Source organism: Paenibacillus sp. GbtcB18 (genome assembly GCF_019091125.1).
GTDB classification, from domain to species: domain Bacteria; phylum Bacillota; class Bacilli; order Paenibacillales; family NBRC-103111; genus Paenibacillus_F; species Paenibacillus_F chitinolyticus.
Map to the genome: position 1 here is coordinate 1 of NZ_JAGXJX010000436.1, position 264 is coordinate 264.

Sequence of the window (264 nt, forward strand, 5' to 3'; positions counted from 1 at the left end):
CGTTGGACGCGGGGGGTGGTCCCACCAGCAGAATCAGCGACCCCAGGGGCCACGCCCGGCATCCTATGGATCAGCCGGACCGGCCTTTCCCGATGAGATGGTCGGATGAGCGATCCGATCCGTAATCGTTATCGCGGGGGCGCCTTCGAGCAGGTCTTGTCGATAAATCAACCCGGCCGTCCTGGCGGACACTTCCGAGCACACCGAGCACACCGAGCGCACCGAGCGCATTCGCCGATGAGCCGTCACGGATCGTCGGCGGGT

General features: G+C 65.5%; 1 protein-coding gene. It reads right to left on the reverse strand.

Annotated features, from left to right (window positions below; translation table 11 throughout):
• Nucleotides 1-70 precede the first annotated feature (70 nt).
• A partial coding sequence (locus tag KVT34_RS30400) for a hypothetical protein (RefSeq protein WP_217563309.1) occupies nucleotides 71-264 on the reverse strand: 194 nt, incomplete at its 5' end.